Annotated in this window: 15 protein-coding genes; 5 read left to right on the plus strand and 10 right to left on the minus strand. The window is 68.0% G+C overall.

Annotated elements, in window-relative coordinates; all coding sequences use genetic code 11:
• Nucleotides 1–55: 55 nt before the first annotated feature.
• The 10 genes from garD to R0232_RS11690 all read right to left on the minus strand — a co-directional run bounded on the left by garD (nucleotide 56) and on the right by R0232_RS11690 (nucleotide 9392).
• Nucleotides 56–1615: a galactarate dehydratase gene (gene garD / locus R0232_RS11645; protein ID WP_431512201.1), complete on the minus strand. Its 1560-nt coding sequence runs from the start codon at nucleotides 1613–1615 to the stop codon at nucleotides 56–58.
• A complete protein-coding gene (locus tag R0232_RS11650; RefSeq protein ID WP_431512202.1) occupies nucleotides 1615–2910 on the minus strand; it encodes a TRAP transporter large permease in 1296 nt (431 codons plus the stop codon). The genes garD and R0232_RS11650 overlap by 1 nt, the downstream gene beginning before the upstream one ends.
• Nucleotides 2911–2919: 9 nt before the next feature.
• Entirely contained in the window at nucleotides 2920–3408 is a 489-nt protein-coding gene (locus R0232_RS11655) for a TRAP transporter small permease (protein ID WP_093343131.1), read from the minus strand.
• A gap of 157 nt (nucleotides 3409–3565) precedes the next feature.
• Entirely contained in the window at nucleotides 3566–4543 is a 978-nt protein-coding gene (locus R0232_RS11660) for a TRAP transporter substrate-binding protein (protein ID WP_093343129.1), read from the minus strand.
• A gap of 64 nt (nucleotides 4544–4607) precedes the next feature.
• A complete protein-coding gene (locus tag R0232_RS11665; RefSeq protein ID WP_431512886.1) occupies nucleotides 4608–5498 on the minus strand; it encodes an SMP-30/gluconolactonase/LRE family protein in 891 nt (296 codons plus the stop codon).
• 14 nt (nucleotides 5499–5512) lie between these two features.
• A complete protein-coding gene (locus R0232_RS11670) occupies nucleotides 5513–6325 on the minus strand; it encodes an NAD-dependent epimerase/dehydratase family protein (RefSeq protein ID WP_431512203.1) in 813 nt (270 codons plus the stop codon).
• 13 nt (nucleotides 6326–6338) lie between these two features.
• Entirely contained in the window at nucleotides 6339–7133 is a 795-nt protein-coding gene (locus tag R0232_RS11675; RefSeq protein ID WP_093343126.1) for a transporter substrate-binding domain-containing protein, read from the minus strand.
• 57 nt (nucleotides 7134–7190) lie between these two features.
• Complete coding sequence (locus R0232_RS11680) at nucleotides 7191–7970, minus strand: amino acid ABC transporter ATP-binding protein (RefSeq protein ID WP_281077332.1); 780 nt, start codon at nucleotides 7968–7970, stop codon at nucleotides 7191–7193.
• Nucleotides 7971–7989: 19 nt separating this feature from the next.
• Nucleotides 7990–8646 carry an amino acid ABC transporter permease gene (locus R0232_RS11685; protein WP_209540986.1) on the minus strand — a complete coding sequence of 219 codons (657 nt, stop codon included), beginning with the start codon at nucleotides 8644–8646 and terminating at the stop codon, nucleotides 7990–7992.
• The gene (locus tag R0232_RS11690) at nucleotides 8643–9392 is read right to left on the minus strand and encodes an amino acid ABC transporter permease (RefSeq protein ID WP_431512204.1); all 750 of its coding nucleotides are present in this window, start codon (nucleotides 9390–9392) and stop codon (nucleotides 8643–8645) included. The genes R0232_RS11685 and R0232_RS11690 overlap by 4 nt, the downstream gene beginning before the upstream one ends.
• A gap of 114 nt (nucleotides 9393–9506) precedes the next feature.
• Between R0232_RS11690 and R0232_RS11695 the strand changes: the two genes are divergently transcribed.
• The 5 genes from R0232_RS11695 to R0232_RS11715 all read left to right on the plus strand — a co-directional run bounded on the left by R0232_RS11695 (nucleotide 9507) and on the right by R0232_RS11715 (nucleotide 13924).
• Entirely contained in the window at nucleotides 9507–10337 is an 831-nt protein-coding gene (locus tag R0232_RS11695) for a FadR/GntR family transcriptional regulator (protein WP_093343120.1), read from the plus strand.
• A 122-nt stretch (nucleotides 10338–10459) separates the two neighbouring features.
• Entirely contained in the window at nucleotides 10460–11449 is a 990-nt protein-coding gene (locus R0232_RS11700) for a Bug family tripartite tricarboxylate transporter substrate binding protein (protein ID WP_057594498.1), read from the plus strand.
• A 55-nt stretch (nucleotides 11450–11504) separates the two neighbouring features.
• On the plus strand, nucleotides 11505–12416 hold the full coding sequence (gene kdgD, locus R0232_RS11705) for a 5-dehydro-4-deoxyglucarate dehydratase (protein ID WP_431512205.1): 912 nt from the start codon (nucleotides 11505–11507) through the stop codon (nucleotides 12414–12416).
• Between the two features lie 49 nt (nucleotides 12417–12465).
• A complete protein-coding gene (locus tag R0232_RS11710) occupies nucleotides 12466–12921 on the plus strand; it encodes a nuclear transport factor 2 family protein (RefSeq protein WP_093343115.1) in 456 nt (151 codons plus the stop codon).
• Between the two features lie 16 nt (nucleotides 12922–12937).
• Complete coding sequence (locus R0232_RS11715) at nucleotides 12938–13924, plus strand: Bug family tripartite tricarboxylate transporter substrate binding protein (RefSeq protein WP_431512206.1); 987 nt, start codon at nucleotides 12938–12940, stop codon at nucleotides 13922–13924.
• The last annotated feature ends 29 nt before the right edge of the window (nucleotides 13925–13953 follow it).

Consider the following 13953-nt stretch of genomic DNA (forward strand, 5'->3'; position numbering starts at 1 on the left):
ACGCCCGGCCCCCTTTGCCGGGTCGTCCGGAATACCCGCGCCTGCCTCTTTTTTTTCAGGTCACGGGAGCCGGGTTGAAGAGCACCAGCGCGTTGTGCAGCTGCCAGTGCTCGGCCCAGGTTTTCTTCCGGCCGCTGGCGACGTCGAGCATCAGGCGGAACAGCTCCCAGCCCACCTCCTCGATCGTGGCGTCGCCATCGGCGATGCGGCCCGCGTTCACGTCCATCAGGTCGTGCCAGCGGCGCGCGAGGTCGCTGCGCGTGGCGACCTTGATGACCGGTACCTCGGCCAGCCCGTAGGGCGTGCCGCGGCCCGTGGTGAACACGTGCAGGTTGATGCCGGCCGCGAGCTGCAAGGTGCCGCAGATGAAATCGCTGGCCGGCGTGGCGGTGTAGATCAGGCCCTTGTGCGTGGCCTTCTCGCCGGGCGCGAGCACGCCCGAGATCGGCGCCGAGCCCGACTTCACGATCGAGCCCATCGCCTTCTCGACGATGTTCGACAGGCCGCCCTTCTTGTTGCCGGGCGTGGTGTTGGCGCTGCGGTCGACGCGGCCCTTGCGCAGGTAGTCGTCGTACCAGGCCATCTCGCGGATCATGGCCTCGGCCACCGCGGGCGTGCTGGCGCGCGCGGTGAGCTGGTCGATGCCGTCGCGCACCTCGGTGGTCTCGGAGAACATCACGGTGGCGCCCGCGCGCACCAGCAGGTCGGTGCAGAAGCCCACGGCCGGGTTGGCGGTGACGCCCGAGAAGGCGTCGCTGCCGCCGCACTGCACGCCCACCACGAGTTCGCTCGCGGGCACGGTCTCGCGCCGGCGCGCGTCGAGCCGCGCGAGGTGCTGCTCGGCCTGCCGCATGACCGAATCGATCATCGACATGAAGCCCACGTGTTCGTCGTCCTGCAGGCAGACCACGTCGAGGTCCGCATCGCGGCCATCGGCGATCGGGATGCTGCCAGGCGGCAGCAGGCGCTCGGGCTGCAGCTTCTCGCAGCCCAGGCTCACCACCATCACCTCGCCGCCGAAGTTCGGATTGAGGCTGATGTTGCGCAGGGTGCGGATCGGCACGATCGCGTCGGGCGCGTCGATCGCCACGCCGCAGCCGTAGCCGTGCGCGAGCGCGACCACGTCGTCGACGTTCGGGTACTTGGGCAGCAGCTCGCGCTTGATGCGCTGCAGCGCGAATTCGGTGACGCCGGCCACGCACTGCACCGTCTGCGTGATCGCGAGGATGTTGCGCGTGCCCACCGAGCCGTCGGCATTGCGGTAGCCCTCGAAGCTGAAGCCCTCGAGCGGCGCCATCGGCGGCGGCCTGACGGTGGCGATCGGCAGGCCGTCGAGCTCGGGCGCGGTCGGCATGCGCATCACGCGCTCGTGCACCCAGCTGCCGCGCGGCAGCGCCTTCTGCGCATAGCCGATCACCACGTCGTAGCGCCGGATCGCATCGCCCTCGGCGAGGTCGGCCAGCGCCACCTTGTGGCCCTGCGGCACGTTGTCCACCAGCGCGAGGCCGTCGGCGAACACCGCGCCGGCCTTCAGGCCGCCGTCGTTGGCGACGATGGCGACGTTGTCCGTCGGATGGATGCGGATGTACAGCGGCGGACGCACGGGCTCGGTCATCAGCGCACGACCATGAACATGCTGGGCAGCCAGGTCGAGAAGGCCGGCACGAAGGTCACGACACCGAGCGCGAAGATCAGCGCGCCGTAGAACGGCCAGATGGTGCGCATCACCTGGCCCACCGACACGCCGCCGATCGCGCAGCCCACGAACTGGGTGGTGCCCACGGGCGGGGTGTTGAGGCCGAGCGCGCAGTTGATCAGCATCACCACGCCGAACTGCACCGAGCTCATGCCGTAGTGCTGCGCGATCGGCAGGAAGATCGGCGTGCACAGCAGGATGGTGGCCGCCATGTCGAGGAAGGTGCCGAGCACGAACAGGATGATGTTGATCAGCAGGAAGATCATCCACGGCGTGGTCGTGACCTGCGACAGCATCTGGCCCGTGAGCTCGGCCACGCCGTAGAGGCTGATCAGGTAGCCGAAGGTGCTCGAGATGCCGATCAGCAGCAGGATCACGCCGGTGGTGCGCACCGCCTTCGAGGCCGCCTTGATGAAGTGCTCCCACTTCAGCGTGCGGTAGACGCAGATCGTGAGCGCCAGCGCGTAGAGCACCGCCACGGCGGCCGACTCGGTCGCGGTGAACACGCCCGAGAGAATGCCGCCGAGGATCAGCACCACGATGAACAGGCCCGGCAGCGCCGCGGCGAGCGAGCGCCAGACGATGTCCCAGCCCGGGAAGGTGCCCGCGGGATAGCCGCGCTTGACCGCCACCAGGTAGGCGGCCGCGAGGTTGCTGAGCGTGAGCACCGCCGCCGGCAGCAGCGCCGCGAGGATCAGCGCCGCGATCGACACCTTGCCGCCCGCGGCCAGCGAATAGATGATCAGGTTGTGGCTGGTGGGCATCAGCGCGCCGACCAGGGCCGCGTGGGTCGTCACGTTGACCGCGTAGTCGGCGTGGTAGCCCTCCTTCTTCATCATCGGGATCATCACGGCGCCCATGGCCGAGACGTCGGCCACGGGCGAGCCCGAGACGCCGCCGAACAGCGTGCAGGCCACCACGTTCGACATGCCGAGGCCGCCACGCACGTGGCCCACCAGGGCGCGCGCGAAGTTGACGATGCGGTCGGCGATGCCGCCGTACAGCATGAGTTCGCCCGCGAAGATGAAGAACGGGATCGCGAGGAACGAGAAGATGCCCATGCCCGAGGTCATCTGCTGGAAGCCGACCGCCAGCGGCAGGCCTTCGTAGAGCAGGGTGGCGAGCGCGGACAGGCCGATGGAGAAGGCCACCGGCACGCCGAGCAGCAGGAACAGCGTGAACGAGAGGCAGAGGATGAGGAGCGGGATCGTCATGATGGCGGCTTATCCCCAGGCGGGTTCGACTTCGCGGCCCTGTGCGAGCGCGATGAGGTGTTCGATGGAAAACAGGACGATCAGCACGCCCGAGACGGTGGCGGGAACGTACTTCCAGCCTTCGGAGATCCACAGCGTGGGCAGCCGGTAGTCCCAGACCGAGGCGGCCAGCTCGGCGCAGTTCCAGGCCATGGCGGCGCCGAAGATCAGGATCAGCGCGTGGATCAGGTATTCCATCTTCAGCCGCAGCCAGTCGGGCGCGAGCACGAGGAAGGATTCGAGGCCGATGTGGCCGGCGTCGCGCACGCCCACGGCCACGCCGAGCATGGTGACGTAGAGCACCAGCAGCAGCGCCAGGCTCTCGGCCCAGGTCGGCGTGTTGTTGAGCACGTAGCGGCCGAACACCTGCCAGCTCACCGCGCAGATCACCGCGACGAGTCCGAGGATGCCCAGCCACATGCAGGCACGCGCGAGCGTGCGGCAGAGTTTGGTGTACATACGATGTGAAGCCTTCTGTCGTCCTCCCTCCCCCTGTGGGGGAGGGTTGGGGTGGGGGCGCCGGGCGGCGGCAAGCGCGCGGCGATGGATGCGCCCGCTGCCCCCATCCCTGCCTTCCCCCAGCGGGGGAAGGAGCCAATTCAGCAAACCGGTCCGGTTACTTCGTGTCCTGCACGCGCTTCACGAGGTCCTTGAGCTTCGCGTCGGTGATGAACTTGTCGTACACCGGCTTCATCGCGGCCTGGAACGGGGCCTTGTCGACCTCGATGATCTCGGCGCCGCCGGCCTTCACGGTGGCCAGCGACTTCACCTCGCGCTCTTCCCACTGCTTGCGCATGTAGGGCACCGACTCCTTGGCGGCCTGGCGGATCCAGCCCTGCTCCTCGGTGGAGAGCTTGTCCCACACGCGCTTGGAGAACAGCAGCATCTCGGGCGCCATCGAGTGCTCGGTCTTGCTGTAGTACTTGGCCACCTCGAAGGCGCGCGCGCTCTCGTAGGTGGGGTAGTTGTTCTCGGCGGCGTCGATCAGGCCGGTCTTCAGGCCGGTGTAGACCTCGCCCATGGGCATCGGCGTGGCGTTGGCACCCATCGCTTCGAGCATCGAGACCCAGAGGTCCGACTGCTGCACGCGCACCTTCAGGCCCTTCATGTCGGCGAAGCTGCGCACCGGCTTCTTGGCCGTGAACATCGAGCGCGCGCCGCTGTCGTAGTAGGCCAGGCCGACGAAGCCCTGCTTCTCGCAGGACTTGAGGATCTCCTCGCCGATCGGGCCGTCGAGCACCTTGTGCAGGTGGTCGACCGAGCGGAACAGGAAGGGCATGGTGGGCACCTGCGTCTCGGCGCAGATGTTGTTCATCGGGGCGATGTTCACGCGCACCATCTGCAGCGCGCCGATCTTGGTCTGCTCGATGGTGTCCTTCTCGCTGCCGAGCGCGCTGTTGTTGAAGACCTTGATGCTGTGCTTGCCGCCCGACAGCGCCTTGAGGCGCTCGCTCATGAACTTGACGGCGGTGACGGTGGGGTAGTCGTCGGGATGGATGTCGGCCGAGCGGAACTCGGTGGCGCTGGCGGCCAGGGTGGTCAGCATGGCCGCGGCGCCGACTGCAAGTGCGATGAGTGTCTTCTGGAGTTTCATGTCTGTCTCGTCCTCTGATCGTTGGTTGTCGTGAAAATGAAAGCGCAAAGACTCAGGTACCCAATCAAGTGCCGTACATCGGCTCGGGAAACCCCGTGACGCCCGGCCGCAGCGCGAACACCCCGCCGGCCAGCGACTGGTCCGACAGGTCGGTGTTGCCCGGCCGGATCGATGTGACGAACAGGGTGTCGAGGCCCGCGCCGCCGAAGGCGCACATCGCGGGCTTCTTCACCGGCACCGCGAGCGAGCGGTCGAGCCGGCCCCCGGGCGTGAAGCGGTGGACCAGGCCGGCGTCGTTGCCGCAGATCCAGTAGCAGCCCTCGGCATCGATCGCGGCGCCGTCGGGGCGGCCGGGCAGGGGCTTCATGTCGACGAACAGGCGGCGGTTCGACGGCGTGCCGCTGGCGGTGTCGTAGTCGAAGGCCCAGACGGCCTGCACGCTCGGGTGCGAGTCGGAGAGGTACATCGTGCGGCCGTCGGGGCTCCAGGCCAGGCCGTTGGGCACGATCAGGTCGTCGAGGCGAAGGGCGGCACTCGCATCGCCCTGGCCATGGCTGTAGAGGCGGCCGACGCGCGCGCCGGCGGCCATGTCCAGCAGCATGGTGCCGGCCCAGAAGCGGCCCTGGCGGTCGCAGCGGCCGTCGTTGAAGCGCATCGCGGGAGCCGCGTGCTCGACCGGCGCGACCGACGTGGCGGCCAGCGTGCCGTCGGCCCGTGGCTCGAGAGAGAACAGGCCGCTCTCCAGGCCCGCGATCCAGGTGCCGGGCCGGTCGGCGCGCGGCGCGATGCAGGCGATCATCTCGGGCGCGGTCCAGCTGGCATGGCCCTCGGTGGCATGCCAGCGGTGCAGCGCGCGCGCCGGGATGTCGACCCAGTAGAGCGCCTGTTCGGCCGCCTGCCAGACCGGACTTTCGCCGGTGCCGTTGCGCGCGTCGAGAACGAGTTCGGCCTGCATGCTGGGCGTGCCGCTCAATCGCCGAACGGGCCCTGCGCCGTGAAGGCGCCGCCCTGGTAGATCGCGTTGGGATCGGTGGGGGCCACCGGCGGCTGCTGCTCGACCTTGTCGCGGAACACCTCGGAGCCGTCCTGCGGCACGAAGCCCAGGTGCGCGGCCGCGCTGTTGTCCCACCACACGTCGCGGTTGGCCGACATGCCGTAGACCACCGTGTGCTTCACGCCGGGCGTGAACAGCGACTTCTCGATCAGCGTGGTGAGGTCGCGGTAGCTGAGCCAGGTGCTCATCATGCGGCGGTTCACCGGCTCGGGGAACGAGGAGCCGATGCGGATGCTCACGGTCTCGATGCCCCAGCGGTCGAAGTAGAACTGCGCCATGTCCTCGCCGAAGGACTTCGACAGGCCGTAGTAGCCGTCGGGCCGGCGCGCGGCATGGGCGTCGATGTGCTCGTCCTGCCGGTAGAAGCCGATCACGTGGTTCGAGCTCGCGAACACCACGCGCTTCACGCCGTGGCGGCGCGCGGCCTCGTAGACGTTGAAGATGCCCTTGATGTTGGCCTCGAGGATCTCCTCGAACGGCCGCTCGACCGACACGCCACCCAGGTGGACGATGGCATCGCAGCCCTCGACCAGCGCATGCACCGCGGCCTTGTCCGCGAGGTCGCAGGGCACCACTTCCTCGCTCGCGTCGGCGGCCGGCGCGAGCGCCGCGATGTCGGACACGCGCAGCACGCCCGCGCAAGGCTTGAGCCGTTCGCGCAGCACCTTGCCGAGGCCGCCGGCCGCACCGGTCAAAAGCAGCCGGTCGAGTTTCTTGTTCGATTCCATCCGTCGCTCGTCCTTACAGCTTGGTGATGCGTTCCGGGAGATCGCGGCCGTGGTACTTCTTGTAGATGGCGTTGAGCTTGCCGTTCTTCTGGTTCGTCACGACCCAGTTGTTGATCCACTCCTTGAGCTTGGGCTGCTCCTTGTTGAGCGCGATGCCCAGGTCGAAGTCCTTCTGCGAGAACTTCAGCTCGAGGTTCTTGGCCGGGGCCTGCTTGATCATCTCGCTGAGGTTCGAGGGCGTGCTCGAGAACAGATCGATCTGGCCCGTGACCATCGAGGTGATCAGCGTGGCGTCGTCCTCGTAGCGCACGATCTCGGCACCCTTGGCCTGTTGCGTGGTCAGCGTGTCGTTGACGGTGGCGCGCGTCAGCCCGATGCGCTTGCCGTTGAGGTCGGCGTAGTCGGCGACCTTGATGCTCTTGGGGCCGCCCACGATGATGCTGATGACGGCGTAGGGCGTCGAGAAGTCGACCACCTTCTCGCGCTCGGGCGTGATCGACAGGTCGGCCACCACGATGTCGGCGCGCTGCGCCTGCAAGGTGGGCACGCGCGCGGCGTTGGTGACCGAGACGATCTCGAGCTTCACGCCCAGGTCCTTGGCCAGTTGCGTGGCAGTGTCGACGTCGGAACCGGTGGGCTGCAGGTTGGCGTCGGCGAAGCTGAACAGCGGCGTGCCCATGGCGATCGCGACGCGGATCTTGCCGGCCTTCTTGATGTCGTCGAGCTGGTCGGCCATGGCGGCCTGTGCCACGCCGGCCACGAGGGCCAGCGCGATGCAGCTGCGGGTGAAGGCTTTGCCGAGTTTCATGAATATCTCCTGGTGTGGTTTGGTATGGGAGTAAAGAGAAAGACCCGGGCTGCCTGTCTACAGCCCGTTGTTCAGGAAGGCATGCAGCTCCGGCGTGCGGGGCGCGTCGAGCATCTCGCCGGGGCCGGTTTCCCACACGGTGCCCTGGTGCATGTAGATGATCCGGTCGGCCACGCGCTTGGCGAAGGCCATCTCGTGCGTCACCAGCAGCATGGTCATGCCGCCGGCCGCGAGGTCCTCCATCACGCGCAGCACCTCGCCGGTGAGCTGGGGGTCGAGCGCCGAGGTCACCTCGTCGAACAGCATGACCTTGGGCGACATCGCGAGCGAGCGCGCGATGGCCACGCGCTGCTGCTGGCCGCCCGAGAGCTGCTCGGGATAGGCGTCGGCCTTCTGCTTGAGGCCCACCTGGTCGAGCACGCGGATCGCGACCTCGGCGGCCTCGCCGCGCGAGAGCTTCTTCACGTGGCGCAGCGCCAGCATGATGTTCTCCTGCACCGTGAGGTGGGGGAACAGGTTGTAGCTCTGGAACACGATGCCGACCTCGAGCCGCAGGCGCTTGAGGTCGACCGCGGGATCGTCGACGCGGATGCCGCAGACCTCGATGCTGCCGCGGTCGATCACCTCGAGCCGGTCGATGCAGCGCAGCGCCGTGCTCTTGCCCGAGCCGCTGGCGCCGATGATGGCGATCATCTCGCCCTTGGCGACCTCGAACGAGACGCCCTTGAGCACCTGGTTCGCGCCGAAGCTCTTGTAGACCTGGTCCAGGCGCACGATGGGCGAGGAGCCCGGGACCTGCGCGGCACCGCCGCCGGCTACGCCGACGCTGGCCTCCATGAAGGGGGTGCGCAGGGATTCAACGATTGGCGACATTGAGCTTCTTCTCCATCGCTTCGCTCCAGCGCGACAGCGGATAACACAGGGCGAAATAGAAAGCGCCGACCAGGAGGAAGACCAGGAAGGGCTGGAAGATGGTGTTGTTGATGATCTGGCCGGCACGCGTGAGCTCGACGAAGCCGATCACCGAGGCCAGCGAGGTCATCTTGATGATCTGCACCAGGAAGCCGACCGTGGGCGGCAGCGACAGGCGCACCGCCTGCGGGATGATCACCAGGCGCAGCGTCTGCCAGCGCGTGAAGGCCAGGCATTCGGAGGCTTCCCACTGCGGCTTGGGCATGGCCTCGACGCAGCCGCGCCAGATGTCGCCGAGGTAGGCGCTGACGTAGATCATCATCGCGATGCCGGCCGCGATCAGCGAGGGCAGCGCGAGGCCGTAGACCGAGAGGCCGAAGTAGACGATGAACAGCAGGATCAGCAGCGGGATGCCCTGGATGCACTCGATGTAGACCAGCGCGAGCCAGCGCAGCCACGGCCGCGGCGAGATGCGCGCGAGCATCAGGCCGAAGCCGCCGATGGCGCCGAGCGCGAAGGCGATGGCCGAGAGCACCAGGGTCCAGCCGATGGACTGCACCAGGTACATCAGGTGCGTGAAGGTGAAATGACCAATGCTCATGCCGCGCCTCCGTGGATCGCGACGGCGGCGGCGCCCGCGGCCGGCTGCGCCTTGCCGGCCTGCGCGGCCGCGCGGCGCACCACGCGGCGGCGGCGGAACATGTACTCGCCGAGCGCCCAGGTCACGAGCTTGATGAACAGCGACAGCACCAGGTAGAGGGCAGCGACCACGATGTAGGTCTCGAGCGAGCGGAAGGTGTCGGACTGCACGGTGTTGGCGATCGCCGTGAGCTCCTCGGCCGAGATCTGCGAGGCCATCGCCGAGGCCTGCATCATCAGCAGGAACTGGCTCGTGAGGGCGGGGTAGACCTTCTCGATCGAGGGCTGCAGCATCACGTGCCAGCCGATGCGCCACTTCGACAGGCCCAGGCATTCGGCCGCCTCGATCTGCCCGCGCGGCACCGACTCGAGGCCGGCGCGGATGATCTCGGCCGCGTAGGCCGCGATGTTGATCACCATCGCCAGCACCGCGGCCGCGAAGGTCGGCATGCGCAGGCCGAAGCTCGCGAGGCCGAAATACAGCAGGAAGATCTGGACCAGGAACGGTGTGTTGCGCACCACCTCGATGTAGATCGAGCAGGCGCGCGACAGGGGCCGGATGCGGCTGCGCTTGGCGAAAGCCACCAGCGTGCCCACGCAGACGCCGATCAGCACGGCCAGCGCGGTCATCTTCAGGGTCAGCCATGCCCCGTTGACGAACACGGGCCAGTACGATGCCAGCGGAGAGAAATCGAGCGAATACTTCATGTGAATGCCGCTTCGACGAGAACACCCGCAGAGGTGCGAAGGCGGCGATCTGGCAGGTTTTGAGTGATAGGTTATCTGTTGTCGTACAACTGATGGGAGATTATGATCGTGGGTATGGACCAGACGACTGCGGGTAATCCCTTGGTTTCCGATGCGCCGGAAGCCGGTGTTTCCGCCTCGAAGGGCGGCAGCGCCTTCGTGGGGCGGCCGCGCCAGCGCGCGCGCGGACTGGCGCACGGGCTGGTGGAAGACCTGGGCGAGAAGATCCGCAGCCAGGTGCTGCGGCCGGGCGACAAGCTGCCGACCGAGTCGGCCATCATGCAGGCCTATGGCGTGAGCCGCACCGTGGTGCGCGAGGCGCTGTCGAAGCTGCAGGCCGGCGGGCTGGTGGAGACCCTGCATGGCGTCGGCACCTTCGTGCTGCAGCCGCGCCCGGGCGGGGTGTTCCGGCTCGAGCCGGGCGAGATCGCGACCTCGGTCGACGTGCTGGCCGTGCTCGAGCTGCGCATCAGCCTCGAGACCGAGTCTGCCGGGCTGGCCGCGAGCCGCCGCACCGAGGAGCAACTGGTCGCGATGCGCCAGGCGCTCGACGATTTCGAGCACAACGTGACGGTCTCGGGCGACACCGTAGCGCCCGACTTCCGCTTCCACCTGCAGATCGCCCAGTCGACCGGCAACCCCTATTTCGCCGACATCATGCGGCACCTGGGCACGACGATCATCCCGCGCACCCGCATCAGCGCGATCCGCCACCAGGAGGGCGGGGCCTACCTCAGCCGCGTCAACCGCGAGCATGAAGAGATCTATGCGGCGATCGCGCGGCGCGACCCCGAGTCGGCCCGCGCCGCGATGCGCATCCACCTGACCAACAGCCGCGAACGGCTGCGCATGGCGCAGGAAGCGGCGCAGAAGAAGGCCGAAGCGGCCAAGTCCTCCGATAACTAGTCCATTGAACCCCTTTCGGGGTCCGTGATGCTGGACAACTTGTTTTTCTAGTTGTACGATGACTGATAACTCGCAAGACCAACGAGCGAGGCATCGACCATCGAGACAACTGGAGGCAGAGGATGACCATCAAACGCCGCGGCGCGCTCAGCGCCGCACTGGCCACGACGTTGGCCGCAAGCCTGCCGGGGTTCGCCCTGGCGCAAGCCGGCACCGCCGGCTGGCCCGCGAAGCCGCTGCGCATCGTGGTGCCGTACCCGCCCGGCGGTTCGTCGGACATCATCGCGCGCGCCATCAGCCAGCCCTTGTCGGAAGCGCTGAAGCAGCCGGTGATCGTCGAGAACAAGCCCGGTGCCAACGGCAACCTGGGCGCCGACTTCGTCGCCAAGTCCGCACCCGACGGCTACACGCTGCTGTTGTGCGACGTGGGCGCGCTGGCGATCAGCCCCTCGGTCTACACCAGGCTGTCCTTCGATCCGTCGAAGGACCTGCGCGGCGTGACCATGCTGGCCTATTCGCCGCACCTGCTGGTGGTGCATCCGTCGGTGAAGGCCAACAACCTCAAGGAACTGGTCGCGCTCTCGAAGACCTCCGAGCTCAATTTCGCCGTGACCGCCACCGGCAGCGCGCCGCACCTGGCCGGCGTGGCGCTCGAGCGCGCCAGCGGCGCCAAGTGGACCTACGTGCCCTACAAGGGCGGCGTGCAGGCGGTGCAGGACACCGTCTCGGGCCAGACCCAGGTGCTGATGAACGGCATGCTCGCCACCCTGCCGCAGGTGCAGGGCGGCCGCCTCAAGGTGCTGGGCGTGTCCAAGGCCACGCGCATGCCGCTGATCGGCGACGTGCCGACCATCGCCGAGCAGGGCGTGCCCGGCTACGAATCGGGCACCTGGCAGGGCGTGCGCGTCGCGCGCGGCACGCCCGAGGCGATCGTGCAGCGTCTCAACAAGGAACTGATCGCCGTCATCCGCACGGCCGACATCCGCTCGCGGCTCGCGGGGCAGGGCGCCGAGGTGGTGACCATGACCCCGGCCGAGGAGGAGCGCTTCTTCGACAAGGAACGCGCGCGCTGGGCCAAGGTGGTGGCCGACGCCAGCATCAAGCTCGACTGAACGCGCTCGCCGCTTCCAACCCTTTCTTCATTTCTTTCACTGGACGTTTTCTTCGATGAACCCGCAAGAACTCAAAAACATCATGGGCTCCGGCCTGCTCTCGTTCCCGCTGACCGACTTCGATGCCAACGGCGACTTCGACCAGAAGGGCTACATCGAGCGCCTCGAATGGCTCGCGCCCTACGGCGCCAGCGCGCTGTTCGCGGCCGGTGGCACGGGCGAGTTCTTCTCGCTGACCGGCGAGGAGTACCCCGGCATCATCCAGACCGCGGTCGACACCTGCCGCGGCAAGGTGCCGATCATCGCGGGCGCCGGCGGCCCCACGCGCTTCGCGATCCAGTGCGCGCAGGCGGCCGAGAAGGCCGGCGCGCACGGCATCCTGCTGCTGCCGCACTACCTGACCGAAGCCGGCCAGGACGGCATCGCCGCGCACGTCGAGGCCGTGTGCAAGAGCGTGAAGTTCGGCGTGATCGTCTACAACCGCGCCACCAGCCGCCTCAAGCCCGACACGCTGGCGCGCCTGGCCGAACGCAACCCGAACCTGGTGGGCTTCAAGGACGGCGTGGGCGACATCGAGGCGATGGTCGCCATCTACCAGAAGATGGGCGACCGCTTCGCCTACCTGGGCGGCCTGCCCACGGCCGAGGTCTATGCCGCGGCCTACAAGGCCATGGGCACGCCGGTGTATTCGTCGGCCGTCTTCAACTTCATCCCGAAGACCGCGATGGACTTCTACAACGCCGTCGCCAACGACGACCTGCCGACCCAGCACCGCCTGCTGAAGGACTTCTTCATGCCCTACCTCGAGCTGCGCAACCGCGTGCCGGGCTACGCCGTGAGCATCGTCAAGGCCGGCGCCAAGATCGTCGGCCACGACGCCGGCCCGGTGCGCGCGCCGCTGACCGACCTCAAGCCCGACGAGGTCGCGCAGCTCGCCGCGCTGATCGAGAAGCTGGGCCCGCAGTAAGCGGCGGCGCCGTCGAACAAGAAACACATACAACACCGGAGATGACGACATGCTGAAGAAACTGTTCCTCGTTGCCGCCGCCGCGGCGCTGTTCTCGGGCTGCGCCAACGTCATGCCCACGGGCGGCGGCAGCGCCTCCGATGCGGCCGACGTGGCCGCGGCCGCCGAGCGGCTGCGCATCGCGATGGTCGACCCGACCCGTCCCGCGCTGTCGGCGCTGGTGGCCGACGAGCTCAGCTACGGCCATTCGGGCGGCAAGGTCGACACCAAGGAAAGCTTCATCGCCGACCTGCTCGACGGCAAGTCCGACTTCGTGACCATCACCATCACCGAGCAGACCGTGAAGGTGGTCGATGCCCGCACCGCCATCGTGCGCCATGCGCTGGCCGCCGACACCAACGACTCGGGCAAGCCCGGCAAGGTGGCGCTGAAGATCCTCGGCGTGTGGCAGAAGCAGGGCGGCGACTGGAAGCTGCTCGCGCGCCAGGCCGTGCGCGCTTCCTGATCCGCGGAAGGCACGCATGAAGCGCAGAGCATTGCTCGCGGCCGGCCTGGTCGGCCTGGCCGGTGCGGCCTGGCTGCCGATGGCCGCGTCCGCACAAGGTGACTGGCCGCTGCAGAAGCCCGTGACCGTCATCGTGCCGTTCCCCGCGGGCGGCTCCACCGACATGGTGGCGCGCGCGCTGGCGCTGCAGCTGCAGACGAAGCTCGGCGGCAGCTTCGTGGTCGACAACCGGCCCGGTGCCACCGGCACCATCGGCACCGGCTTCGTCAAGCGCGCGGCGCCCGACGGCTACACCCTGCTGGTGTCTTCGCTCGGCGCCTTCGTCGTCACGCCGCACCTGCAGAAGAGCGTGCCCTACGACGCGACCAAGGACTTCGACTACATCAGCGTGCCGGTGCAGGCGCCCAACGTGCTGGTGGCCAATGTCGCGCGGCCCGAGAAGACCGTCGACGAGGTGCTCGCGCTGCTGCGCAAGACACCGGGCAAGGTCTCGTTCGCGAGCTCGGGCAACGGCTCCTCCGATCACCTGTCGGCCGAGCTGTTCTGGCAACAGACGAAGACCGAGGGCGTGCACGTGCCCTACAAGGGCGGTGCGCCGGCGGTCAACGACCTGCTCGGCAACCAGGTCGACTTCTCGTTCCAGAACGTCAATGCCGTGCTGCCGCACATCCGCGCCGGCAAGCTGCGCGCCATTGCCGTCACCGGCGACAAGCGCTCGCCCGTGCTGCCCGAGGTGCCCACGCTGGCCGAGGCCGGCGTGAAGGGCGCCGAGGTCTATTCGTGGCAGGGCGTGGCCGCGCCGCGCGGACTGTCGCCGGCCACGAAGAAGAAGCTGGCCGATGCCGTGGTGGCCGCGATGCAGGATCCCGAGACCAGGAAGCGCATGCTCGAGCAGGGCCTCGAGATCGTCGCGAGCACGCCCGAGGAATTCACCGCCTTCCAGGCGCGCGAATGGACGCGCTGGAAGACCCTGATCGACACCCGGCACATCACCGCCGATTGATCACGCCGATTGACAAGGGCCCCGCGGGC

It is taken from the genome of Variovorax sp. DAIF25, assembly GCF_050711835.1.
Taxonomy (GTDB): domain Bacteria; phylum Pseudomonadota; class Gammaproteobacteria; order Burkholderiales; family Burkholderiaceae_C; genus Variovorax.

What these genes read in the sequence shown, in the direction of transcription:
- garD (WP_431512201.1), bottom strand. Translation starts at nt 1,615, where the DNA reads ATGACCGAGCCCGTGCGTCCGCCGCTGTACATCCGCATCCATCCGACG.
- R0232_RS11650 (WP_431512202.1), bottom strand. Translation starts at nt 2,910, where the DNA reads ATGACGATCCCGCTCCTCATCCTCTGCCTCTCGTTCACGCTGTTCCTG.
- R0232_RS11655 (WP_093343131.1), bottom strand. Translation starts at nt 3,408, where the DNA reads ATGTACACCAAACTCTGCCGCACGCTCGCGCGTGCCTGCATGTGGCTG.
- R0232_RS11660 (WP_093343129.1), bottom strand. Translation starts at nt 4,543, where the DNA reads ATGAAACTCCAGAAGACACTCATCGCACTTGCAGTCGGCGCCGCGGCC.
- R0232_RS11665 (WP_431512886.1), bottom strand. Translation starts at nt 5,498, where the DNA reads ATGCAGGCCGAACTCGTTCTCGACGCGCGCAACGGCACCGGCGAAAGT.
- R0232_RS11670 (WP_431512203.1), bottom strand. Translation starts at nt 6,325, where the DNA reads ATGGAATCGAACAAGAAACTCGACCGGCTGCTTTTGACCGGTGCGGCC.
- R0232_RS11675 (WP_093343126.1), bottom strand. Translation starts at nt 7,133, where the DNA reads ATGAAACTCGGCAAAGCCTTCACCCGCAGCTGCATCGCGCTGGCCCTC.
- R0232_RS11680 (WP_281077332.1), bottom strand. Translation starts at nt 7,970, where the DNA reads ATGGAGGCCAGCGTCGGCGTAGCCGGCGGCGGTGCCGCGCAGGTCCCG.
- R0232_RS11685 (WP_209540986.1), bottom strand. Translation starts at nt 8,646, where the DNA reads ATGAGCATTGGTCATTTCACCTTCACGCACCTGATGTACCTGGTGCAG.
- R0232_RS11690 (WP_431512204.1), bottom strand. Translation starts at nt 9,392, where the DNA reads ATGAAGTATTCGCTCGATTTCTCTCCGCTGGCATCGTACTGGCCCGTG.
- R0232_RS11695 (WP_093343120.1), top strand. Translation starts at nt 9,507, where the DNA reads ATGGACCAGACGACTGCGGGTAATCCCTTGGTTTCCGATGCGCCGGAA.
- R0232_RS11700 (WP_057594498.1), top strand. Translation starts at nt 10,460, where the DNA reads ATGACCATCAAACGCCGCGGCGCGCTCAGCGCCGCACTGGCCACGACG.
- kdgD (WP_431512205.1), top strand. Translation starts at nt 11,505, where the DNA reads ATGAACCCGCAAGAACTCAAAAACATCATGGGCTCCGGCCTGCTCTCG.
- R0232_RS11710 (WP_093343115.1), top strand. Translation starts at nt 12,466, where the DNA reads ATGCTGAAGAAACTGTTCCTCGTTGCCGCCGCCGCGGCGCTGTTCTCG.
- R0232_RS11715 (WP_431512206.1), top strand. Translation starts at nt 12,938, where the DNA reads ATGAAGCGCAGAGCATTGCTCGCGGCCGGCCTGGTCGGCCTGGCCGGT.